The organism is Streptococcus cristatus, from assembly GCF_003944225.1.
Taxonomy (GTDB): Bacteria; Bacillota; Bacilli; order Lactobacillales; family Streptococcaceae; genus Streptococcus; species Streptococcus cristatus_K.
Genome location: NZ_RJPN01000001.1, coordinates 285,958 through 308,027, shown reverse-complemented (window position 1 = coordinate 308,027; position 22,070 = coordinate 285,958). Strand labels below are relative to the sequence as shown.

At 44.3% G+C, this 22,070-nt stretch carries 24 protein-coding genes and 1 tRNA gene; 21 read left to right on the top strand and 4 right to left on the bottom strand.

Translation table 11 applies throughout. The features are described from left to right. Nucleotides 1-92 precede the first annotated feature (92 nt). The 10 genes from D8797_RS01650 (at nucleotide 93) to rpmH (ending at nucleotide 9,977) form a co-directional block, all read left to right on the top strand. Nucleotides 93-1,130 carry a zinc-binding dehydrogenase gene (locus tag D8797_RS01650; RefSeq protein ID WP_125379003.1) on the top strand — a complete coding sequence of 346 codons (1,038 nt, stop codon included), beginning with the start codon at nucleotides 93-95 and terminating at the stop codon, nucleotides 1,128-1,130. A gap of 458 nt (nucleotides 1,131-1,588) precedes the next feature. Beyond that, nucleotides 1,589-3,256, top strand: a complete 1,668-nt coding sequence (locus D8797_RS01645) for a ribonuclease J (protein ID WP_005592096.1) — start codon at nucleotides 1,589-1,591, stop codon at nucleotides 3,254-3,256. A 159-nt stretch (nucleotides 3,257-3,415) separates the two neighbouring features. Beyond that, entirely contained in the window at nucleotides 3,416-4,195 is a 780-nt protein-coding gene (locus tag D8797_RS01640) for an alpha/beta hydrolase (RefSeq protein ID WP_125379002.1), read from the top strand. A gap of 111 nt (nucleotides 4,196-4,306) precedes the next feature. Next, a complete protein-coding gene (gene gltX, locus D8797_RS01635) occupies nucleotides 4,307-5,764 on the top strand; it encodes a glutamate--tRNA ligase (RefSeq protein ID WP_125379001.1) in 1,458 nt (485 codons plus the stop codon). A 97-nt stretch (nucleotides 5,765-5,861) separates the two neighbouring features. Continuing rightward, on the top strand, nucleotides 5,862-6,503 hold the full coding sequence (locus D8797_RS01630; RefSeq protein ID WP_125379000.1) for a DUF6287 domain-containing protein: 642 nt from the start codon (nucleotides 5,862-5,864) through the stop codon (nucleotides 6,501-6,503). A gap of 328 nt (nucleotides 6,504-6,831) precedes the next feature. Beyond that, nucleotides 6,832-7,191, top strand: coding sequence for a ribonuclease P protein component (gene rnpA, locus D8797_RS01620; protein WP_125378999.1), 360 nt, complete (start codon nucleotides 6,832-6,834; stop codon nucleotides 7,189-7,191). Further along, nucleotides 7,175-7,990 (top strand): YidC/Oxa1 family membrane protein insertase, encoded by an 816-nt coding sequence (locus D8797_RS01615; protein WP_125378998.1) that lies wholly within the window; start codon nucleotides 7,175-7,177, stop codon nucleotides 7,988-7,990. The genes rnpA and D8797_RS01615 overlap by 17 nt, the downstream gene beginning before the upstream one ends. A gap of 18 nt (nucleotides 7,991-8,008) precedes the next feature. Continuing rightward, nucleotides 8,009-9,019: an RNA-binding cell elongation regulator Jag/EloR gene (gene jag / locus D8797_RS01610; RefSeq protein ID WP_125378997.1), complete on the top strand. Its 1,011-nt coding sequence runs from the start codon at nucleotides 8,009-8,011 to the stop codon at nucleotides 9,017-9,019. 51 nt (nucleotides 9,020-9,070) lie between these two features. Then, nucleotides 9,071-9,703, top strand: a complete 633-nt coding sequence (locus D8797_RS01605) for a ribonuclease P (protein ID WP_125378996.1) — start codon at nucleotides 9,071-9,073, stop codon at nucleotides 9,701-9,703. A 139-nt stretch (nucleotides 9,704-9,842) separates the two neighbouring features. Further along, the gene (gene rpmH / locus D8797_RS01600) at nucleotides 9,843-9,977 is read left to right on the top strand and encodes a 50S ribosomal protein L34 (RefSeq protein ID WP_000831905.1); all 135 of its coding nucleotides are present in this window, start codon (nucleotides 9,843-9,845) and stop codon (nucleotides 9,975-9,977) included. Between the two features lie 422 nt (nucleotides 9,978-10,399). On the opposite strand, the gene D8797_RS01590 is transcribed toward rpmH, so the two are convergent. The 3 genes from D8797_RS01590 to D8797_RS01580 are packed head-to-tail and all read right to left on the bottom strand — an operon-like array spanning nucleotide 10,400 to nucleotide 12,524. Continuing rightward, nucleotides 10,400-11,818: a DUF4153 domain-containing protein gene (locus D8797_RS01590; protein ID WP_125378995.1), complete on the bottom strand. Its 1,419-nt coding sequence runs from the start codon at nucleotides 11,816-11,818 to the stop codon at nucleotides 10,400-10,402. A 2-nt stretch (nucleotides 11,819-11,820) separates the two neighbouring features. Continuing rightward, nucleotides 11,821-12,039 carry a helix-turn-helix domain-containing protein gene (locus D8797_RS01585; RefSeq protein WP_005591644.1) on the bottom strand — a complete coding sequence of 73 codons (219 nt, stop codon included), beginning with the start codon at nucleotides 12,037-12,039 and terminating at the stop codon, nucleotides 11,821-11,823. 8 nt (nucleotides 12,040-12,047) lie between these two features. Then, the gene (locus D8797_RS01580; RefSeq protein WP_041826919.1) at nucleotides 12,048-12,524 is read right to left on the bottom strand and encodes a DUF2975 domain-containing protein; all 477 of its coding nucleotides are present in this window, start codon (nucleotides 12,522-12,524) and stop codon (nucleotides 12,048-12,050) included. A gap of 234 nt (nucleotides 12,525-12,758) precedes the next feature. On the opposite strand from D8797_RS01580, the gene D8797_RS01575 reads away from it, so the two are divergent. The 5 genes from D8797_RS01575 (at nucleotide 12,759) to rsmA (ending at nucleotide 16,379) form a co-directional block, all read left to right on the top strand. Further along, nucleotides 12,759-13,529: a TatD family hydrolase gene (locus D8797_RS01575; protein ID WP_125378994.1), complete on the top strand. Its 771-nt coding sequence runs from the start codon at nucleotides 12,759-12,761 to the stop codon at nucleotides 13,527-13,529. Beyond that, nucleotides 13,495-14,091 carry a ribonuclease M5 gene (rnmV, locus tag D8797_RS01570; RefSeq protein WP_125378993.1) on the top strand — a complete coding sequence of 199 codons (597 nt, stop codon included), beginning with the start codon at nucleotides 13,495-13,497 and terminating at the stop codon, nucleotides 14,089-14,091. The genes D8797_RS01575 and rnmV overlap by 35 nt, the downstream gene beginning before the upstream one ends. Nucleotides 14,092-14,102: 11 nt before the next feature. Beyond that, the gene (locus D8797_RS01565; RefSeq protein ID WP_125378992.1) at nucleotides 14,103-14,957 is read left to right on the top strand and encodes an SDR family NAD(P)-dependent oxidoreductase; all 855 of its coding nucleotides are present in this window, start codon (nucleotides 14,103-14,105) and stop codon (nucleotides 14,955-14,957) included. Between the two features lie 217 nt (nucleotides 14,958-15,174). Beyond that, nucleotides 15,175-15,510, top strand: coding sequence for a hypothetical protein (locus D8797_RS01560; RefSeq protein ID WP_125378991.1), 336 nt, complete (start codon nucleotides 15,175-15,177; stop codon nucleotides 15,508-15,510). Beyond that, on the top strand, nucleotides 15,507-16,379 hold the full coding sequence (gene rsmA, locus D8797_RS01555) for a 16S rRNA (adenine(1518)-N(6)/adenine(1519)-N(6))-dimethyltransferase RsmA (RefSeq protein ID WP_125378990.1): 873 nt from the start codon (nucleotides 15,507-15,509) through the stop codon (nucleotides 16,377-16,379). The genes D8797_RS01560 and rsmA overlap by 4 nt, the downstream gene beginning before the upstream one ends. A gap of 117 nt (nucleotides 16,380-16,496) precedes the next feature. On the opposite strand, the gene D8797_RS01550 is transcribed toward rsmA, so the two are convergent. Further along, nucleotides 16,497-16,579, bottom strand: a tRNA-Leu gene (locus D8797_RS01550). 99 nt (nucleotides 16,580-16,678) lie between these two features. Here D8797_RS01550 and rsgA point away from each other — a divergent pair. The 6 genes from rsgA to purR all read left to right on the top strand — a co-directional run bounded on the left by rsgA (nucleotide 16,679) and on the right by purR (nucleotide 22,065). Beyond that, the gene (gene rsgA / locus D8797_RS01545; RefSeq protein ID WP_125378989.1) at nucleotides 16,679-17,557 is read left to right on the top strand and encodes a ribosome small subunit-dependent GTPase A; all 879 of its coding nucleotides are present in this window, start codon (nucleotides 16,679-16,681) and stop codon (nucleotides 17,555-17,557) included. Between the two features lie 14 nt (nucleotides 17,558-17,571). After that, complete coding sequence (gene rpe, locus D8797_RS01540) at nucleotides 17,572-18,231, top strand: ribulose-phosphate 3-epimerase (RefSeq protein ID WP_045500502.1); 660 nt, start codon at nucleotides 17,572-17,574, stop codon at nucleotides 18,229-18,231. Then, nucleotides 18,224-18,856 carry a thiamine diphosphokinase gene (locus D8797_RS01535; protein WP_125378988.1) on the top strand — a complete coding sequence of 211 codons (633 nt, stop codon included), beginning with the start codon at nucleotides 18,224-18,226 and terminating at the stop codon, nucleotides 18,854-18,856. The genes rpe and D8797_RS01535 overlap by 8 nt, the downstream gene beginning before the upstream one ends. A 1-nt stretch (nucleotide 18,857) precedes the next feature. Then, on the top strand, nucleotides 18,858-20,114 hold the full coding sequence (locus D8797_RS01530) for a DNA recombination protein RmuC (protein WP_125378987.1): 1,257 nt from the start codon (nucleotides 18,858-18,860) through the stop codon (nucleotides 20,112-20,114). Continuing rightward, complete coding sequence (locus tag D8797_RS01525; protein WP_045500508.1) at nucleotides 20,104-21,048, top strand: 3'-5' exoribonuclease YhaM family protein; 945 nt, start codon at nucleotides 20,104-20,106, stop codon at nucleotides 21,046-21,048. Before D8797_RS01530 ends, D8797_RS01525 begins: the two co-directional genes overlap by 11 nt. 201 nt (nucleotides 21,049-21,249) lie before the next feature. Further along, the gene (gene purR, locus D8797_RS01520) at nucleotides 21,250-22,065 is read left to right on the top strand and encodes a pur operon repressor (protein ID WP_061422196.1); all 816 of its coding nucleotides are present in this window, start codon (nucleotides 21,250-21,252) and stop codon (nucleotides 22,063-22,065) included. Nucleotides 22,066-22,070: the final 5 nt, after the last annotated feature.

Here is a 22,070-nt window from a genome sequence, read left to right as displayed (position 1 = left end):
AAGAAGATTTCCTCACAGCTCTTTTGGCTTTTCTTAGTCTGTCTATCTGAAAAGTGATATAATACAGTTAGCAAAACACAAGGAGAAATGCAATGAAATCAGCAGTTTATCTCAAGGCTGGTCAAGTTGGACTAGTAGAAATGGATTATCCGCAAATTCTAGACCCAGATGATGCCATTATCCGCATTGTTCGTACCTGTGTCTGTGGCTCTGACCTGTGGAGTTATCGAAATGAGCAGGTGAAGCCTGGGCGCATGAACAGTGGTCACGAGGCGATCGGGATTGTCGAGGAAGTCGGTGATGCAGTAACGACTGTGAAAGCAGGCGATTTTGTCATTGCTCCATTTACCCATGGATGCGGGGACTGCGACGCTTGCCGAGCAGGATATGATGGGACTTGTGACCGGCATATTGGCAATAACTGGTCAGATGGGGTACAAGCGGAATATATGCGCTTCGAGTATGCCAACTGGGCTTTGGTGAAGATTCCGGGTCAGCCGTCCGATTATTCAGAGGGGATGCTTAAGTCCTTCTTGGCGCTGGCTGATGTTATGCCAACAGGCTACCATGCGGCGCGTGTGGCAGATGTTAAACCGGGCGACAAGGTAGTTGTCATCGGGGATGGCGCTGTTGGACAATGTGCTGTTATCGCGGCTAAGATGCGGGGAGCTTCCCAAATCATCCTCATGAGTCGCCACGAAGACCGACAAAAGATGGCGCTTGAATCAGGAGCGACAGCTGTTGTTGCAGAGCGTGGTGAAGAAGGCATTGCCAAGGTGCGCGAACTCCTCGGTGGCGGAGCTGACGCTGCGCTTGAATGTGTCGGAACAGAAGCGGCTGTCGACCAAGCCCTTGGTGTCCTTCATAATGGTGGCCGATTAGGTTTTGTTGGTGTTCCTCATTGCGAAAAGCATCCGATTGGTTCCACCTTTGCTCAAAACATCACAGTGGCAGGTGGTGCGGCCTCTGTCACTACCTATGACAAGCAACTCTTACTGAAAGCCGTCCTTGATGGCGACATCAATCCAGGCCGCGTCTTTACTTCCAGCTATAAACTGGAAGAGATTGACCAAGCCTATAAAGATATGGATGAGCGGAAGACTATTAAGTCCTTGATTGTCTTTGACTAAGGTTTGTCAAGATTATCATGCTAGGAGATGTTAAAGGCACTCAAAGGAATTTGGAATTCTGAAATATCAGTAAAGCGATTTGCAAGGATTCAGGATTTTTAGTCTTCCACAAATTATAGAAGAAAGAGTGGCTTTTTAGGAAGTCGAAAAGGAGGCGTTGCTAGCGTCTTCTTTTTTTGTTATAGTGGAGCTAGAGAAGAGATTGACTAGAGCGCAGCTACACTTTTAATCAGGAAGAAGTGGCCAGAGACTTGCTGTATCAAATACCTATTCTTAGATTTCTAGCTTGCTCTATGAGTTTCCTTTATTTTGAAAAAAGCGTGAAAAAATGCTATAATGACTAAGATGTGCAAACTTTGTTTGCAAAACTGTAATTCGACTTGGCTTGCCAAGGACCGTTAGTAATAAAATCAAGGAATCTTTGATAAATGAGATTCTAAAATCGAATAGGAGTAAAAATGAGTAAAAGCACTATTAAGCTGATTACTTTGGGCGGCGTGCGCGAGAATGGGAAAAACCTCTACGTCGCCGAAGTGGATGATTCCATTTTTGTATTGGATGCTGGGCTCAAATACCCAGAAAATGAGCAGCTGGGAGTAGATGTCGTCATTCCCAACATGGATTATTTGTTTGAAAACAAAGACCGAATTGCAGGTGTCTTTCTGACCCACGGTCATGCGGATGCCATCGGTGCACTGCCTTATCTTTTGACAGAAGCCAAGGTACCGGTTTTCGGTTCGGAGTTGACGATTGAGCTAGCTAAGCTCTTTGTCAAAAGCAATGACGCTGTTAAGAAGTTCAATGATTTTCATGTTATCGATGAAAATACCGAGATTGAGTTTGGCGAAACAGTTGTCTCTTTCTTTCGGACGACCCACTCGATCCCAGAGAGCCTGGGAATCGTTGTCAAGACGCGTGAAGGCAATATTGTTTATACGGGAGATTTCAAGTTTGACCAATCTGCCAGCGAATCTTATGCGACAGATTTCGGCCGTTTGGCTGAGATTGGCCGTGAGGGCGTTCTAGCTCTCTTGAGTGATTCAGCCAACGCTGATAGCACTGTGCAAGTGGCTAGTGAGAGCGAGGTTGGTCGTGAGATTACGGACACGATTTCTGATTGGGATGGGCGTGTCATCGTAGCAGCGGTTGCCAGCAACCTGTCTCGGATTCAGCAGGTTTTTGAAGCTGCGGCAGAAACAGGTCGTCGCGTCGTTTTGACAGGCTTTGATATTGAAAATATCGTCCGTACAGCTATCCGCCTCAAAAAATTATCCTTGGCGGATGAACGCCTTTTGATCAAGCCTAAGGAAATGTCTAAGTTTGAGGACCATGAGCTGATTATCTTGGAGACGGGTCGGATGGGCGAGCCTATTAATGGTCTACGCAAGATGTCCATTGGTCGTCACCGCTATGTAGAAATTAAAGACGGGGACTTGGTTTATATCGTTACAACGCCATCTATTGCCAAGGAAGCAGTCGTAGCGCGTGTGGAAAATATGATTTACCAAGCTGGTGGCGTGGTTAAGCTGATTACTCAAAACTTGCGTGTATCTGGCCATGCCAATGCGCGTGACTTGCAGCTCATGCTCAACTTATTGCAACCCAAGTACCTCTTCCCGATTCAGGGAGAATACCGTGGGCTGGATGCCCATGCTAAGGCAGCCATGGAAGTCGGGATTTTACCAGAAAATATCTTGATACCGAAGCGTGGTAGCGTCATGTCCTACGAAAATGGCGACTTTGTGCCAGCTGGAGCAGTGTCAGCAGGCGATGTCATGATTGATGGAAATGCCATCGGTGATGTGGGCAATATCGTCCTGCGTGATCGTAAGGTTCTCTCTGAAGACGGTATCTTTATCGTGGCACTTACAGTCAATCGCAAGGAAAAGAAAATCATTTCCAAAGCCAAGGTTCATACTCGTGGATTTGTCTATGTTAAGAAGAGCCGTGATATCTTGCGGGAGAGCACTGACTTGATCAATAAGACAGTGGAAGACTATCTGGCTCAGGATAACTTTGACTGGGGTGAGCTTAAGGGAACCGTCCGTGATAGTTTGGCCAAGTTCCTCTTCGAGCAAACCAAACGCCGGCCGGCTATTCTTCCGGTTGTCATGGAAGTTCGCTAGATTATTCGTGGGAACAGCTTTCCCAGTATTTTGCAGAGAGAAAGTCGAATATCGGCTTTTTCTTATCTTTTGGCGGTCGCAGAACAGGATTTGATTTCAGAGAGTGGCTAGCGGTGACGCCTAGCTAAGAACAGTAGTTTTTACAAGAGGAGAAAAAAGATGGCAGTGATGCAGATAGAATATTATTCAGAAGCCTTGGAGATGGAGTGGGGAGTCAATGTCCTTTATCCAGATGCGTCGCGCGTGGACGAACCAGATGATCCGGATATTCCTGTCTTGTATCTGCTTCATGGTATGAACGGTAATCACAATAGCTGGCTCAAGCGCTCAAATATCGAACGTCTGGTTCGCTCTACTAACTTGATTGTTGTGATGCCAAATACCAACAATGGCTGGTACACCGATACCCAGTATGGCTATCCTTACTATGAAGCTATCGCTGAGGAGCTGCCACGGGTGCTCAAACGCTTTTTCCCCAATATGTCTGATAAGCGGGAGAAAAACTTTATTGCTGGCTTGTCCATGGGTGGCTATGGATCTTTTATGCTGGCGCTTAAGACTAATCGTTTTTCTTATGCAGCTAGTTTGTCTGGGGCACTCAGCTTTCACAATCAGCATCCAGATGATACTGACCTAGCCAAGCCGGCATACTGGCGTGGTATTTTTGGTGATTTGGAGGACTGGACCAGCAGCCCTTATTCGCTGGAAACTTTGGCCAAGCAGTCGGATGGAAAAACCAAGTTTTGGGCTTGGTGCGGCGAGGAGGATTTCCTCTATGCGGCCAATAACCATGCCGTGGAAAATTTGAAAAAACTAGGACTGGATATTAGCTACAGCCACAGTCCTGGTAAGCACGAATGGTACTACTGGGAAAAGCAATTGGAGAAGGTTTTAGCTTGGCTGCCGATTGATTTTGTCCTCGAAGAAAGACTGTCTTAAAAAATCATACGATTCAGCAGATTCTGGGTCGAGAATGTGATATAATAATAACGTTTGAATACGAAAGCAGGGGCAAGACACTCCTGCTATTCCCAAATAGGAGATCGAAAATTGACAAAAGATATTCGAGTGCGTTATGCACCAAGTCCAACAGGACTTTTACACATCGGAAATGCGCGTACGGCGCTCTTTAACTACCTTTACGCACGCCATCATGGTGGAACTTTTATCATCCGTATTGAAGATACAGACCGCAAACGCCATGTCGAAGATGGGGAGCGTTCACAGCTTGAAAACCTTCGTTGGTTGGGTATGGACTGGGATGAAAGTCCAGAAACTCATGAAAACTACCGCCAATCAGAGCGTTTGGAATTGTATCAGAAATACATCGACCAACTACTAGCTAAAGGCAAGGCTTACAAATCTTACGTTACAGAAGAAGAATTGGCTGCTGAGCGCGAGCGCCAAGAAGCGGCTGGTGAAACACCTCGCTACATCAACGAATACCTTGGCATGAGCGAAGATGAAAAAGCAGCTTACATCGCAGAACGCGAAGCAGCAGGCATCATTCCAACGGTTCGTCTGGCTGTCAATGAAGCTGGTATCTACAAGTGGACGGACATGGTCAAGGGCGACATCGAGTTTGAAGGTGGCAATATTGGTGGTGACTGGGTGATCCAAAAGAAAGATGGTTACCCAACTTACAACTTTGCCGTTGTCATCGATGATCACGACATGCAAATTTCCCATGTTATTCGTGGAGACGACCACATTGCCAACACTCCAAAACAGCTTATGGTTTATGAAGCGCTTGGTTGGGAAGCGCCAGAGTTCGGTCACATGACCCTGATTATCAACTCTGAAACGGGTAAAAAGTTGTCTAAACGCGACACTAACACTCTCCAGTTTATCGAGGATTACCGCAAGAAAGGCTACCTGCCAGAAGCAGTCTTTAACTTTATCGCTCTTCTCGGTTGGAATCCTGGTGGGGAAGACGAAATCTTCTCTCGTGAAGAACTCATCAAACTCTTTGATGAAAATCGCCTCAGCAAATCTCCAGCGGCCTTTGACCAGAAAAAAATGGACTGGATGAGCAATGAGTACATCAAGAATGCGGATTTTGAGACAATCTTTGAAATGGCAAAACCATTCTTGGAGGAAGCAGGACGCTTGACCGACAAGGCTGAAAAAATGGTAGAACTCTACAAACCACAAATGAAGTCAGTAGATGAGATTGTGCCATTGACAGACCTCTTCTTCTCAGACTTCCCAGAGTTGACGGAAGCTGAGAAAGAAGTGATGGCTGGTGAAACTGTTCCTGTGGTGTTGGAAGCTTTCAAAGCAAAACTGGAAGCAATGACAGATGAAGAATTTGTGACAGAAAACATCTTCCCACAAATCAAAGCAGTCCAAAAAGAAACAGGTATCAAGGGCAAGAATCTCTTCATGCCAATTCGTATCGCTGTTTCAGGTGAAATGCACGGTCCAGAATTGCCAGATACCATCTATCTATTAGGCCGTGAAAAATCCATCCAGCATATCGACAATATGTTGAAAAAAATTCAATAAGATAAACCAGCTTTCGAGCTGGTTTTTGCTTTCTAAAAAGCTGTATTTATGTTACAATAATGTTACAAGAATAGAAAAATATTGCGAGGTGCTAAAGATGAAAAAATGGATGATTCTCTTGGCTGGAACTCTGGTAGCATCATCTATGTTAGTGGCCTGCGGTCAAAAGAAAGACCAGCCGACTTCGCCTTCTAGTAGTTCCAAAGTTAGCTCGACCTCGACCAGCTCAGCCTCTTCCAAAAAGTCTGAGACGAGCAAAAGTTCGACAGAGCTGTCTACTGAAACAACTAGTTCAGACACTTCTATCTCTAGCAGTCAGGAGCCTTCGGAGCCAGCAACTAAGGAGTCTTCTGCTAAGTCAGAAAGCAAGGGAAATAAAGAACCTGCCGCTACCTCTAGTTTAGATATGCAGGCCGTTGCTTCTGGGGACTTTTCTAGCATGGCTGGTACTTGGCAGGATGCCAATGGCGTCACTTATACATTTGATGCCAAGGGACTGGTATCAGATGTTGCCAAGTTGGAGCTGGTTTACGCTGGTCTGGATGAAAATGGAATTTATCGCACAAATATTCGTTGGCATAATCTTACAGGTGCTGCCCTGTCTATTATTCCAGCAGGGAAAAAGCTGCCAGCTGGAGAGACTGTTAGCGGGCAGGATCCGACTGATAGCAGTCGAGATCGCTTCATTATTGCCCAAGGCATCTCAGAGCACCCAGACGTTTTTTACCGTGTAAAATGAGAGTGGGACAGAAATCGGTAATTCGTTAGAATTCGATTTCGTCGTCCCACCTCCGCACAGTTGAGTAGGGCTATAAAAGCTGATGTAATCAGCGTAATAGAGTCCACTCAACCACTGCGTCTTGCTCGATAATCCAAATACAATTGAGAGGCTAGGACTTTTGTCCCGGACTCTTTTTTGGAGCTGTACTGCCGATCTCTTCTTTCCGAACAGCTTCTTTCATTCGGTAAAACTATTCAAAAAGAGGGCTCGTCTCGCACCTAGCTCTTATTGGCTTTTTGGGAAAATATGGTATAATAGAGTTAATTTTGGTGGATGGAGTTGAGTTTTGAGAAAAAACTATCGCGTCAAGAGCGAAAAAGATTTCAAGGCGATTTTTAAAGATGGGCAGAATTTTGCCAATCGAAAGTTTGTCGTTTATAAATTAGAAAAAGATCAGCGCCATTTTCGAGTGGGGATTTCGGTCAGTAAAAAGCTGGGCAATGCAGTTGTCCGCAATAGTATCAAAAGAAAGATTCGTCATGTCTTGATTCAGCATCGGGCGGATTTGACAAAGGATGACTTTGTTGTTATTGCTCGCAAGGGAGTTGAAACTCTAGACTACCATCAAGTGGAACAAAATTTATTGCATGTCTTAAAGGTTGCAAAAATTTATCAGGAAGGATTTGTTTGTGAAAAAGAAGAATAAGATAGGATTTCTTTTAGCGGCTTCGCTGCTTATTTTGACGGCTTGTGGCACCAGCGAAGTGACCGCTAATTCAAGTGATTTTTGGGAGAAATTAGTTTATTTCTTTGCGGAGATGATTCAATTCTTGTCCTTTAATGGAAGTACAGGGATCGGGATCATTCTCTTCACGTTGATTATTCGGACAGTCTTGTTGCCAGTCTTTCAATTTCAGACGACCTCATCTAGAAAGATGCAGGAAGTTCAACCTCATATCAAGAAGCTTCAGGAAAAATATCCAGGCAAGGATATGGATAGTAAGACCGCTTTAGCAGAGGAAACCAGCAAGCTTTACAAGGAAATGGGTGTCAATCCCTATGCCGCTTTTCTTCCCTTATTTATCCAAATGCCAGTTCTTTTGGCACTTTTCCAAGCTCTGACACGGGTTGAATTTCTGAAAACAGGTCATTTCCTCTGGCTCAATCTAGGTGCGACGGATCCGACCTTTATCCTACCTATTCTCGCTGCTCTCTTTACTTTCTTTAGCACTTGGCTATCCAATAAAGCCTTGCCAGAAAAAAATGGTGGAACGGCAGTGATGACCTACCTGATGCCAGTATTGATTTTCTTCTTTGCGGTGTATGCAGCCAGCGGGGTTGCTCTTTACTGGACAGTCTCCAACGCCTATCAAGTTGGTCAGACCTTGCTTTTGAGCAATCCTTTTAAGATCATTGCTGAACGTGAAGCGAAGGCAAAGGCGGAGCGCCAATTGGAAATGAAGAAAAAACGTGCCCTTCAAAAAGCACAGAAAAAGAAAAAGTAAAAAGGAGGACTCTTGCAGATGGTTATTTTTACAGGAGCAAGTGTTGAAGAAGCGATTCAAAATGGACTAAAAACGCTGGATATCCCACGAATGAGAGCACATATTACCGTTGTTTCGCGTGAAAAGAAAGGTTTTCTCGGTTTATTTGGCAAGAAACCTGCGCGGGTAGATGTGGAGCCGATTGCTGAAACGACTGTGGCCAAGGCCAACCAACAGGCGGTAAAAGGAGTTCCTGAGGAAATCAATGCGCAAAACGAGCCGGTACAAAGTGTTAGTGAAGCAACAGTCGACTTAGGGCGAGTGGTGACGGCTATCAAGAAGGCCGAAGGCGAAGGTGAAGTTGTTTCAGAAAAAGTCAAGGCTGAAATTCTTAAAAATGATAAAGATGCCAGTACCATTCTGGAAGAAACAGGTGCAATTGATTTCTTAAAGACCAGTCAAGCGGTTGATGAAGCACAGACTCTGAAAGACTCAGAGGAAGATAGCTCTTTAGCAGAAGTGGCACCTAGTCAGCAAGAGCCAGCTGAGTCGTCCTTCTTTGACTTGGGTATCCAGGTTGAGGATGATTGTGATATTGAAGAAGTTGTCGCAAGTGTGACCGCATATGTGCAAAAGATTGTGGATGAAATGGATGTTGAAGCGACTCTTTCTAGTAGCCACAATCGCCGAACAATCAATATGCAAATTGATACGAATGAGCCAGGGCGCGTGATTGGTTACCACGGTAAAGTCTTGAAAGCCTTGCAGCTGTTGGCTCAGAATTATCTTTACAATCAATATTCCAAGAGTTTTTACATTTCTATCAATGTAAATGACTATGTGGAGCATCGTGCTGAAGTTTTGCAAAGCTATGCGCAAAAATTGGCTCAGCGTGCTCTAGAAGACCGTCGCAGCCAGCATACGGATCCTATGTCCAATAGTGAGCGTAAAATCATCCATCGGATTATCTCAAGAATTGATGGTGTGACTAGCTATTCAGAAGGCGATGAGCCTAACCGCTACGTTGTTGTAGATATTGATTCGGAATAAATCTTAACCAGCTGCTCAGCTGGTTTTTAGATACAGAAAGGAGAAAATTCCATGTCACTTTTTCCAGCTATTGAGTCGTTTTTGACTGTTCAAGGAAGTAAATACATTTCACCAGACAAGGCAGGGGAACTGCGAGAGACAATGTTGGATTTGAAAGCTAGAGGTCAGGCTGCTCGGCAAGAGTTTGCGAACTTGGTCCGAGACTTTCAGGCAATCTATCCTAAGCTGAGTCTGGAGCGGACCAGCAATTGGCTGAATCAGGCTCAGATTTTACGCCCACATTTTTGGAATTACCTAAGAGGCTATGGGGAAATCACAGAGCCCATGTTCGCTCTGCGCTTGTATGGAACTGCAGAAGATTTTGGGGTCTCGCTAGAGGTGAGCTTCATGGAGCGCAAGAAAGATGAGCATAGCCTTAGCAAGCAAAATAGGGTACTGAATCTGCCCATTCAGCCGCTAGCTTACTATTTTGCCCAGATAGACGGCCAGAGTCAACGCTTCGAAGCTACGGAGGAAAATAGGAAACATCTAAGCCAGCAGGTGGCTACAGGATTAGTCCGCAAGGTTTTGATCAAATATGACGTCAATCTTTCTAAAGCTACAAGTAAGCAGCAAGTTCTGTCGGAGCTTGAGCAGGCTATGACAGCCTTGATTCCCTTCTATGAAGCGACACGATTTGAATGATTTCGTTTCCAAAAAGAAACAATTCGTCCAATACTATTGACAAACAGGAGAGAATCCGATAGAATAGTAAAGTATGTTTAGTAACTGATCACTTTATAGCCGGCTAAACGAGTACAAAATCTATGAGGAGGTATTCATCGTGAAACGTACTTATCAACCAAGTAAACTTCGTCGTGCGCGCAAACACGGATTCCGTAACCGTATGTCAACTAAAAACGGTCGTCGCGTATTGGCAGCTCGTCGTCGTAAAGGACGCAAAGTTTTGGCTGCATAATCCAAACGATTACCATAAAGAAACCAGTGGAGACTCGAGACCGCTGGTTTTTCTATTGCTCTTGATAAAATAAGCTTTTATGGTTTAAGGGTGGCTAGTATTGCTATGAAGTAGTCCGTGCAGAATAGGAACTTTACATGAAATGGAAGGTAAACGGGCTAGTCTAGGTGGTTTCTAGGTATATCTTATCTAGTTTGAATAAAAGAAAAGAGAGTGGGACAGAAATCGGTAATTCGTTAGAATTCGATTTCGTCATCCCACCTCCGCACAGTTGAGTAGGGCTGTAAAAGCTGATGAAATCAGCCTAGTAGAGCCCACTCAACCACTGCGTCTTGCTCGACAATCCAAAGACAATTGAGAGGCTAGGACTTTTGTCCCAGCCTCTTTTTGATAATTATATTGGCATGTTAGTATGCTCTCTATCAAGCGGCTAAGAGCAGAGGATAGAGATAGCAGAGCAGCGTGAAACTAATCAGGGCGTAGAAGATACCGATTCGGATCGCTTGGATGGGCTTGTAGAAGCGAATCAGGGTTAGAATACACCAGACCAGTAGAACAAGGATAAACCAAGCTGAAATCAGGCGCAATGGTGTTGGACCATAAAGATAGATATAGATGCCAAAGAGTTTCCAGCCGGCAAGCAAGGCCAGTAAAAAGGCGAAAATAAAGAGGATAGTGCTGGCTAGACGAGTACCTTTCTGGTCCCAGAGAGGTTTTTGGGCCAGTAAATAAAAGGCGGCTAGCACAGCGAAATTTAGAAGTGATACACGCACAAGCTGCCAGAAGCCAGCAACAGCAACGGTTGAGGCATTTTGTGGAGAAATGGTTTGGAGGCTAGTGCCAGCACTAAGGAGTTCGCTTAATTCTCCTAAACCAACGAGGAAAAAGAGAGCGTAGGTCAGGCAGAGGCTGCCGATGATGATATAGGCTGTAAAAGCAGGGAACATCCGCAGTGGCTGAATTTTATTTTGGAAGCTTTGATAGGTAACTTTGATATCTTTTTGATTCAGTAAGCTGCCAACAATCAGACTGTAGAGATAGAGGCCGATAGGTAGGGCCAAGAAGAGGCGAAGAGCGATGGCGTCTGTATCAAGATTTGAAAAGATCAAGTCAAAGAAAAGATGCAAGGCATCAGCTGTATCGCTAAAGAAAAGAGCAAATCGATCAGAGACTTGGATGAGTTGTGACCAAACGAAGAAGACAAGCGTACCAGCAATGAGAAGGCTACTTGCTATCATCGTACTTTGGAGTGCTTTTTTCGAAGAATCGCTGTCTTCAGTAGTTGCATCTGAAGTCTTATCGCTCAGAGCAAAGACTTGAAGACCAGCGAAAAAGTTTCTAAAAGGTAGAATTACAAAAGCCTGAATGCTATCGTACCAAACCATGATTCCCAAGCGACCTTGATTGAGCCAACCCGTCCGTGACAGGATATAAAAAGAAAAGGAGATGTGGAGAGCCAAAGTCTGAAAAATTTCTAATTGTGGGTGAAAGCTCCAGATACTGAGTGCCAGTGCCTGAGTCAAACTGAGAATCAGGAAAAGCTTGGACTCGAGCCCAGTAGAGACATCCTTTTCGATTTGAGGCAAGCTTTTTGGCGTTTTTCTTACTAACCACTCGGTCAGGCTAATTAAACCAATCGCAATAGGAAAAAAGTAAATGGTTTTGTTGCCGTCAATGGCAACTGTATAAAAGTAGGCCAAAAAATAGAGAATGAGAGAGCTGATTCTAAAATTCTTCTGTTCCTTTATGTTTAAAGCTGTGAAGATGTTTTTTCGTTCTTGGTCTTTTTCAAAAGGAAGGTAGGGTTGCCCCGTCATCTGTTCTTGTGATGGTGTTTCCATGTTTATTCCTCCTCGGTTTCATCTGTGATATATTCAAGAATATCGCCGGGTTGGCAGTCCAATTCCCGACAAAGGGCATTAAGTGTTGAAAAACGTATTGCCTTGGCTCGGTTATTTTTCAAGATGGACAAGTTGGCAGGGGTGAGGTCAATCAATTCTGCTAAGCGTCCAGCACTAATTCGTTTTTGAGCCATGACAAGGTCTAAATTTATCTGAATCATAGTCCCTCCTAAATCGTGTAGTCTACTTCTTCTTGCAGCTCAATTGCCTTGCCAAAAGCATTGCGGATAACCCGAATAATCAAGGTTAAAATGCAGCAAGAAACGGCTACGAGGAGCATGGGCATATAGACTGTCAAGCCCATAAAGAAAGAAATGAGGGCGACCATTCCGACTTCCCAGCCCAGATAGCGCATATACTGAACATTCTGTCTGATAAAGACCTGATTTTTCCCGATGCGGCTGAGGAGTCGATAGAGATGCACGATACAGGTCAGAGCCAGGCAGCCCAAGACATAGCCTAGAAGCAACAATATCCAATAGCGGCTTTCTCCCTGAAAGAAAGGTGAGGGAAATTCGATGACTAGGCTGACTACCCAAGGTCCGATGGCTATCAGGACAATGGAAGCAATAAATAAAATGCTGAGGCTGATTTTTGTAAGCACAATGCTTATATCTTCAGCTGTTTTTTGTCTTGTCTTTGACATGGATTCCTCCAAATAATTTCTATTTTTATTTACTATATCACAAAATATATCGATAATCAATAACAAAATATCGAAAAATAATAAAAAATTATCAAAAAACAGTAAAATTATTTTTGATAGGCGCTGAAAAAATAACAAATACTCGCTGGAATAGATGGAGAGAAAGTAAAGCTCTTGCCCCTTTAACTGACTTTTTTGGTATAATGAAAGGCAGGAAATACAAGGAAGTGAAGTATGAAAATTTTTGATACACACACGCATTTAAATGTGGAAGAATTTGCTGGGCGAGAGGCAGAGGAGCTCCAGCTAGCTACAGAAATGGGTGTCAGCAATATGAATGTTGTCGGTTTTGACCGGCCGACCATTGAGCGCGCCTTGGAGTTGGCAGATAATTATGAGCAGATTTACGCTACGATTGGCTGGCATCCGACTGAGGCTGGGACTTATGATGAGGCGGTGGAAGCCTATCTGCTGGACAAGCTTGCTCATCCAAAAGTAGTGGCTTTGGGCGAGATTGGTCTGGATTATCACTGGATGACAGCGCCCAAGGAAGTGCAAGAGCGAGTATTTCGGCGACAAATCCAGTTGTCGAAAGAGTTAGACCTGCCCTTTGTCGTCCACACGCGCGACGCTTTAGAAGACACCTATGAGATTATCAAGAGTGAGGGTGTGGGCCCTCGGGGCGGTATCATGCACTCTTATTCGGGTTCTTTGGAAATGGCAGAGCGCTTTATCGAGCTGGGGATGATGATTTCCTTTTCTGGAGTCGTCACCTTTAAAAAAGCGACGGATATTCAAGAAGCTGCGCAGAACTTGCCTTTGGACAAAATCCTCGTCGAGACGGATGCACCTTACTTGGCACCTGTTCCCAAGCGTGGCCGAGAAAACAAAACTGCCTATACCCGCTATGTTGTGGAAAAAATTGCTGAACTGCGCGGGCTGACGGTCGAAGAAGTGGCTCAGGTGACCTATGAAAATGCAAAGAAGGTGTTTGGGCTTGATTGAAAAGATAAAAATCCCCCAAGTGGTCGTTGTGGAAGGGCGTGATGACACAGCCAATCTCAAGCGCTATTTTGATGTTGAGACCTATGAAACTAGAGGTTCTGCTATCAGCGATGCGGATATTGAACGGATTCGTCGCTTGCAGGACTTACATGGTGTCATTGTCTTTACAGACCCTGATTTCAATGGCGAGCGGATTCGCCGTCTGATTATGACGGAAATTCCTACTGTCCAACATGCCTTTCTCAAACGTGACGAAGCAGCTCCTAAGTCCAAGACCAAAGGGCGCTCATTAGGCATTGAGCATGCGAGTTTTGAAGACTTAAAAACAGCCCTCACTGGGGTGACCAGCCATTTTGAGTCAAGCAGTGATTTTGATGTAACAAAGAATGACCTTATGCGGCTGGGATTGCTCCTAGGAAGCGACAGCCGTCAGCGTCGAGAGTATCTAGGAGAAGAGCTTCGTATCGGTTATTCTAACGGCAAGCAGCTACTCAAGCGGCTGGAACTGTTTGGCGTGACCTTGGCGGAAGTGGAAGAAACCATGCTCAAATATTCATTCTAACGGAGTCAGAAATGAAAAAAGTAATTATTACGGGCGGCAATAGTGGTATTGGCTACCAGGCTGCTAAACAGTTGGCTGAAAAGGGTTGGTCAGTGACTTTGTTTTGTCGGCGAAAAGAAGCGGCTGAGCAAGCCTGTGAAAAAATCCGTCAACAAACAGGAAATCCGCATGTAGATTATATCTTGGTTGATTTATCTGATATGAAAAGTGTCAGGAAAGCGGTAGAACAGTATATTAAAAAAGAAGACGCTCTAGATGTTTTAATTAACAATGCGGCTGATTTTGATTTATCAATCAAAAGTCCTGTGATGACCAAAGATGGATTAGAAAAGCAATTTGCGACCAACGTGGTTGCTCCCTTTTTACTTTCTTCCTTATTGAAAGACTTGTTGGGAAAGTCAGAAAGTGGTCGGATTATTAATATTTCTTCCCAAGGGCTGGTGCTTTATCCTTTCATGAAGCTTGATTTTGAAAATTTATCTGGACAAAAACATTACAGTCCTGCTAAGACCTATTATCAGAATAAACTGGCCTTGTTGATGCTGTCGCTTTATATGCGGAAGCATTGGAAAGGTATCAAGGTTCAGGCCATCCGTGTAACCAATGTCAAAGTAGATATGCGCCGCTATGATCACCTCAGCGCTTTTATGAAAAATCTGTATAAAATTAAGTCGAGATTTTCGATTAGTCCTGAAAAAATGGCGAAAGTCTATACAGCCTTATCTACAGAAGATGGATTTGAGGGCTTTTTGTATGACGAGAAATGCAGGGAAGTAAAAGCAAATAGATCTGCTTACGAAGAAGAGGAGCAAGCAAGACTCTATTACTTACTTGAACAACTGACCTTTTCAAGAGACAATCTATAAAGATTTAGAAAAATAAATTTTTATGCTTACTTCAATAGTGGAAGGAAATTCAGATATCTAAATCTGTTTGGAGTGATCTTGGCAGAAGTGGAAGAAGCTATGAAATCTTATGATAATAGTTGAGCAGACCTCAAAATGCATGGAGAATGTGTTACAATAGAGGTACTTAGATTTATTTTGATAGCGTTCAAATAGAAACTTATAAGGAGAGAGCAAAATGAAAATCCGAGTTGATAGAGATTCTGTGTGTATGGGGGACGATGTACTGCCTCATGAGGTGAAATTTGAGATTCCTGAAGATATGACGGTGAAAGAATTTTTTGACTTTCTAGAAATGGAACGTTACCTACCTTCTGTCCAAGGGAATAATGTTGCCTGGGAACTTCGTAATAGAAACGGGGAACACGGAGTTTATTTCACCAAAACACGAGAAATCATTCATCCAGATGCACTCCTAAAAGATATGGTGGAAGGATTTGATGGAACACCCTTATTTGTTTTGCTCTATCATTATACTCCAGAAGCTTACTATAATAGAAAAGAGAAAAAATGAGAATTGCAGATTATAGTGTGACCCGTGCCATTCTGGAGCGTCACGGTTTCACTTTCAAAAAATCGTTCGGTCAGAATTTCTTGACTGATACCAATATCCTCCAGAAGATTGTGGATACCGCCGAGATTGACAAAAATGTCAATGTCATTGAAATTGGTCCCGGTATTGGGGCTTTGACAGAATTTTTGGCAGAGAGCGCCGCCGAGGTCATGGCTTTTGAGATTGATGAGCGACTGGTACCGATTTTGGCGGATACTCTGCGCGATTTTGACAATGTGACAGTGGTCAATCAGGATATTCTCAAGGTTGATCTGGCTCAGTACATAGCAGAGTTTAAAAATCCAGACCTGCCTATCAAGGTAGTAGCGAACTTGCCCTACTACATCACGACACCGATTCTCATGCATTTGATTGAGAGCGGGATTCCTTTCAGTGAGTTTGTCGTTATGATGCAGAGGGAAGTGGCGGATCGAATTTCGGCTCAGCCGAATACCAAGGCTTACGGCAGTTTGTCGATTGCGGTCCAGTATTACATGATGGCCAAGGTTGCCTTTATCGTGCCACGGACAGTCTTTGTGCCAGCGCCAAATGTGGATTCGGCTATTCTCAAGATGGTGCGGAGAGACCAGCCAGCAGTTGCAGTCCAAGACGAGAAATTCTTTTTCAAGGTTTCCAAGGCCAGCTTTGTTCACCGTCGCAAGACTCTCTGGAATAACCTGACCAGTCATTTCGGGAAGTCAGAGGGGACAAAAGCCAAGCTAACAGCCGCTTTAGAGCAAGCTGAATTGTCTCCAAGTGTTCGGGGGGAAGCCTTGACTTTGGCAGATTTTGCCCGTCTGGCGAATGCTTTGACGGCGCAAGGATTATAAGATTTGAAAACCAGCCCTTTTTGAAAAAGGCTGGTTTTTCTGAAAGAAATTTCAAGATGATTTCATAATTTTTCAAAAGAAAAACTCTTGTCAACTTGGACAAGAGTTCCCGTTCGATGCGGAGGAAGGGATTTGAACCCTCACACCCGTACGGGCACATGCGCCTGAAGCATGCGTGTCTGCCGTTCCACCACCTCCGCTTGCTTTTTATTATAACATATTTTTTGAAAATGCCAATAGTAAAAGCCAAATATATGTTTTTTTGATATAATAATTGTATTAACTTTAAAGGAGCAGTCTTGCAAGGAATAATTATCAAAGCCTTAGCTGGCTTTTATTATGTAGAGTCAGATGGGCAGGTGTATCAGACGAGAGCGCGTGGGAATTTCCGCAAAAAAGGTCAGACGCCTTATGTTGGTGACCATGTCGAATTTTCAGCGGACAAGGATTCTGAAGGCTACATTTTAAAAATCGCCGAGCGTAAAAATAGTTTGGTGCGGCCACCCATTGTCAACATTGATCAGGCAGTTGTCATCATGAGTGCCAAGGAGCCAGACTTCAATGCCAATCTCTTGGATCGTTTTTTGGTGCTTTTGGAGCATAAGCGGATCCATCCTATTATCTACATCAGCAAGTTAGACCTGCTTGAAGATGAGCAGAGCTTGGATGTCTATGTACAGGCCTATCAGGCCATCGGCTATGAGGTCGTTAAAACCACTGAGGAGTTACTGCCACTTCTGACGGGGAAAATCACTGTTTTCATGGGTCAGACTGGTGTTGGGAAATCCACCCTGCTCAATAAAATTGCACCGGACTTGCAGTTAGAAACAGGAGAAATCTCTGAAAGTCTGGGGCGGGGTCGCCATACGACACGGGCGGTCAGCTTTTATAATCTTAACGGAGGAAAGATTGCGGACACTCCAGGCTTTTCTTCCTTAGACTATGAGGTAGGCAAGGCGGAAGACCTGAACGCCTCCTTTCCAGAAATTGCCGAAATCAGTCGGGACTGCAAATTCCGAACTTGTACCCATACGCACGAGCCGGCTTGTGCTGTCAAACCAGCCGTAGAAGACGAGCGAATTGCTGCTTTTCGTTTTGAAAATTACCTGCAATTTCTCAGTGAAATCGAGAACCGTCGTGAAACCTATAAAAAGACAGCTAAAAAACTTCCTAAATAAAGAAAGGAACTATCATGAAAACATTTAAAATTGCTCCCTCTGTTCTGAGTGCGGACTATGCTAATTTTGAGACTGAGTTGAAAAAGCTAGAAGCCAGCGGGGCGGAGTATGCCCATTTGGATGTCATGGATGGCCATTTTGTCCCTAATATCAGCTTTGGTGCTGGTGTCGTAGCAAGTATGCGTCCCCACAGCAAGATGGTTTTTGATTGCCATCTCATGGTGTCCAATCCTGAGCATCATATTGAGGAATTTGCTCGGGCAGGTGCAGATATTATCAGCATCCATGTGGAAGCAACGCCGCATATTCATGGAGCTCTGCAGAAGATTCGGGCGGCAGGTGTCAAGCCTAGTGTTGTCATCAATCCTGGAACTCCAGTCGAAGCGATTAAAAATGTCTTGAATCTAGTGGATCAGGTCCTAGTGATGACAGTCAACCCAGGATTTGGCGGTCAGGCTTTTCTGCCCGAAACCATGGGTAAGATTCGTGAACTGGTCGCTCTGCGAGAGGCCAATCAGCTGAACTTTGATATTGAAGTTGACGGTGGGATTGACGATAAGACGATTCAGATGGCTAGAGAAGCTGGCGCCAATATTTTTGTGGCCGGTAGCTATGTCTTCAAAGGTGATGTCAGCCATCAAGTTCAGACCTTGAGGGATGCACTAGATGCTTAGGATTGCTCTGTTTGCTGGCGGTGATTTGACGGAGGTCAATCGGGATTTTGATCTTTTTGTCGGGGTTGATCGTGGTGCCTTTTATTTGCTAAAGCAGGGCTTGCCTCTGGACTTAGCGGTTGGCGATTTTGATTCTGTTTCCGATGAAGAATTGCTGCGCATAAAAGCTGGCGCCAAGGAAGTCATTCAGGCTCAGCCTGAAAAGGATGATACGGACTTAGAATTGGCTGTTCTGGCTTGCTTTGAGCGCTATCCAAATGCTCATCTGACGATTTTCGGCGCCTTTGGCGGTCGTCTAGACCATGCTCTGGCCAATGTTTTCTTGCCCAGCAATGATAAAATCGCTCCCTATATGGAGCAGCTGATCTTAGTGGATGCCCAGAATTGCATTCGCTATGTGCCCTCTGGCCGTCATGAAATCAAGCCAGTAGAAGGCATGGACTATCTGGCCTTTCTGCCGACAGAGGATGTGCCTCTGACCATTGAAGGAGCTAAATATCCTTTAAATGAAAGGAATTTTTTCTTTAAAAAAGTCTATGCTTCTAACGAATTTATAGATAGACCTGTATTTTTATCCTTTGACAGAGGTTATACGGTTGTTATTTACAGTAAAGATAGGAGTTGATATGGAATATATCATCATCATCCTGCTTATCATCAATCTGGTCTTTCTCTATTTCTTCTGGCAGAGACAGGGGCAGCAGGAGCAGGCAATCAGAGTCTTGCTAGAAGAGCAGGAGGATCACTTGTCCGACCAGCTGGATTACCGCTTTGAGCAGGAAAGACAGCAGGAGGTTCTTCGGCAAAAAGAGTTGGAACTTGTTCTGGGAGATCGGCTGGCAGAAGTTCGAACAGATTTGCACCTTCATTTGACGGATTTGCGAACCGAAATGGCGGATAGTTTCAGTAAAAATCGAGATAAGACCGATGAGCGGATGCGTCAGATTCAGGAGTCAAATGACTTACGGCTGGAGCAGATGCGCCAAACTGTTGAGGAAAAATTAGAGAAGACTTTGCAGAATCGTCTGCAGACCTCCTTTGAGACGGTGTCCAAACAACTAGAGTCTGTTAATCGTGGTTTAGGAGAGATGCAGACAGTGGCTCGGGATGTGGGCAGTCTCAATAAGGTTCTTTCCAATACCAAGACCCGTGGCATTATGGGCGAACTCCAGCTGGGACAAATTATCGAAGACATCATGACCCCCAGCCAGTATGAGCGGGAATTTGCCACAGTGGCAGGTTCTAGTGAGCGCGTGGAGTATGCCATCAAATTGCCGGGACAGACGGATCAGGACTATGTCTACTTGCCCATCGATTCTAAGTTTCCTCTAGCGGATTACTATCGCTTGGAAGATGCTTATGAATCGGGCAACAAGGGAGAGATTGAACTTCACCGCAAGTCGTTGTTGGCTAGTGTTAAGCGCTTTGCAAAGGATATCAACAGTAAATATCTAGCTCCGCCAGCTACGACTAATTTTGGGATTATGTTTTTGCCGACGGAAGGTCTCTATTCCGAGGTGGTTCGCAATCCAGAGTTTTTCGACGGTTTGCGGCGAGATGAGCAGATTGTCGTAGCTGGACCGTCTACCTTGTCAGCTCTGCTCAATTCTCTCTCGGTTGGCTTTAAAACCCTAAACATTCAGCGTAGCGCAGATGACATCAGCAAGGTTCTGGGCAGTGTCAAGCTGGAATTCAACAAATTTGGCGGCATTCTAGCCAAGGCTCAGAAGCACCTCAAGAACGCTTCTGGCAGCATTGATGAGCTACTGACTCGCCGAACCAATGCCATTGAAAGAACGCTACGGCACATTGAGTTGTCTGACCAAGACCTTCACTTACACTTGCTCGATATTCCAGATGAAAGGGAAGACTATGAAAATTAATCAAATGAAAAAAGATGAGATGTTTGAAGGCTTTTATCTGATTAAGTCAGCCGAAGTCCGACAGACCAGAGCTGGGAAGAATTACCTCGCCTTCACTTTCCAAGATGACACTGGAGTGATTGAAGGGAAATTATGGGATGCCCAACCCCATAATGTGGCAGAATTTACAGCGGGGAAAGTCGTTCACATGCAAGGACGCCGCGAGGTCTACAATAACACCCCTCAGGTTAATCAGCTGACTCTACGTCTGCCAAAGGCTGGTGAGCCCAATAATCCTGCTGATTTTAAAGAAAAACCACCCGTTGACCAAAAAGAACTGCGGGAATATTTGGCACAAATGATTTTCAAGATTGAAAATCAAGTCTGGCAAAGGGTTGTGCGCTCCCTTTACAGCAAATACGATAAGGAATTCTATTCCTACCCAGCAGCGAAAACCAATCATCATGCTTTTGAATCAGGACTTGCCTTTCACACAGCTACCATGGTCAAGCTAGCGGATGCAATTGGTGACATCTATCCTCAGCTCAATAAAAGCCTTCTTTTTGCGGGGATTATGTTGCACGACTTGGCCAAAGTCATTGAGTTGAGCGGTCCAGAAAATACGGAATATACTGTCCGAGGCAATCTGATTGGCCATATTGCGTTGATTGACGAAGAATTGACCAAAACCTTGGCGGAGCTGAAAATCGATGATACCAAAGAAGATGTCATTGTTTTGCGCCACGTCCTTCTCAGTCATCACGGTCTCCTTGAATACGGTAGTCCCGTTCGTCCAAAGATTATGGAAGCAGAAATCCTACACATGATTGACAATCTGGATGCCGAGATGATGATGATGACCACGGCTCTGTCTCTCGTTGCTCCAGGAGAAATGACCAATAAAATTTTCGCACTGGAAAATCGTTCCTTTTATAAACCAAAAATTGATAAGTGAAATACGAAAAATGGGCATTATATTTAGTATAATGTTCGTTTTTTTGATATAGTATGATATAATGAAAAAAATAAAATAAATATTCATAGAAATCACTCCAAACTTTGAAATAGGAAGAATTGAATTACTGCTCTATGCGAGAAGAGCTAGGTTCTCAGATTAGTTTGTGGCTGATTTTGATGGAGTCGAATTGGTGAAAAAATGAAATTAAGAAGAAGTGAGCGCATGGTGGTTATTTCCAATTACTTGATTAACCATCCTTACCAATTAACAAGTTTAAACACATTTGCAGAGAAATATGAGTCTGCCAAGTCTTCTATTTCGGAAGACATCGTAATTATCAAACGTGCCTTTGAAGAAATCGAAATTGGTACAATTGAGACAATTACCGGTGCTGGGGGAGGTGTCGTCTTTACTCCTTCCATTTCAGAAAAGGAGGCAAAGGCTATCGTTCAAGACCTCCGCGATCAGCTGTCTGAAAGCAATCGAATCCTGCCTGGCGGCTATATCTACTTGTCAGATTTACTCAGTACGCCATCTATCCTCAATAATATTGGCCGCATCATTGCCAAAGCTTTTAAAGATCAAAAGATTGATGCTGTTATGACAGTGGCGACCAAGGGGGTTCCGCTTGCCAATGCTGTCGCGAATGTTTTGAATGTTCCCTTTGTCATTGTCCGTCGCGATTTGAAAATCACTGAGGGCTCTACGGTTAGTGTCAACTATGTCTCTGGCTCTAGTGGAGATCGGATTGAGAAAATGTTCCTCTCTAAACGTAGCCTAAAAGCTGGCAGTCGGGTACTGATTGTTGATGACTTTCTAAAGGGAGGCGGAACAGTTAATGGGATGATTAGCCTTCTGTCCGAGTTTGATTCGGAGTTGGCAGGAGTAGCGGTCTTTGCGGACAATGCGCAAGCCAATCGCGATCATCTGGAATACAAATCGCTGTTAAAGGTGACCAATATCGACGTTAAATCAAATAAGATTGATGTTGAGATTGGGAATATATTTGATTAACTTTA